At 70.2% G+C, this 933-nt stretch carries 1 protein-coding gene; it reads left to right on the forward strand.

The window, feature by feature from the left end:
• The coding region (locus AC27VN_RS42330; RefSeq protein WP_490880648.1) for an NAD(P) transhydrogenase subunit alpha at nt 1-933 on the forward strand (933 nt) is incomplete at both ends.

Below are 933 nucleotides of genomic sequence, written 5' to 3' on the forward strand. Positions count from 1 at the left end.
CGACCGACGCGGCCTACCAGGCGGCCGGTGCCGAGATCACCGACCAGGCCGGTGCCTTCGGCGCCGACATCGTGCTCAAGGTGCGCGCCCCGAGCGACGCCGAATGCGCGCTTGCGAAGTCCGGCAGCGTGCTCGTGGGCATGCTCAACCCCTTCGACGCCGCCGGCCTGCAGCGCGTGGCCGCCGCCGGCCTCACCGGCTTCGCGCTCGAAGCCGCTCCGCGCACCACCCGTGCCCAGAGCATGGACGTGCTCAGCTCCCAGGCCAACATCGCCGGCTACAAGGCCGTGATGATCGCCGCCGACAAGTACCAGCGCTTCTTCCCGATGCTGATGACCGCCGCCGGCACCGTGAAGGCCGCGCGCGTCGTGATCCTCGGCGTGGGCGTCGCGGGCCTGCAGGCCATCGCCACGGCCAAGCGCCTGGGCGCGGTCATCGAAGCGTCCGACGTTCGCCCCAGCGTCAAGGAACAGATCGAGTCGCTGGGCGGCAAGTTCATCGACGTGCCCTACGAGACCCAGGAAGAGAAGGACGCGGCCGAAGGCGTGGGCGGCTATGCCCGCCCGATGCCCGCGAGCTGGCTCACGCGCCAGCAGGCCGAGGTCGCCAAGCGCGTGGCGCTGGCCGACGTCGTCATCAGCACCGCGCTGATCCCCGGGCGTGCCGCGCCGACCCTCATCACCGAGGACATGGTCAAGTCCATGAAGCCGGGTTCGGTCATCGTCGACATCGCCGCGGGCAAGGGTCCGGTCAATCCAGATGGTGGGGTGGGCGGCAACTGCCCCCTGTCCGAAGCCGACAAGACCGTCGTCAAGCACGGCGTGACCATCGTCGGCGAGACGAACCTCGCCGCGCTGGTGGCTGCCGACGCGTCGGCGCTGTACGCGCGCAACGTGCTCGACTTCCTCAAGCTCGTGCTGACCAAGGAGGGCA

Source organism: Variovorax sp. 20P10.2.4 (assembly GCF_058244205.1).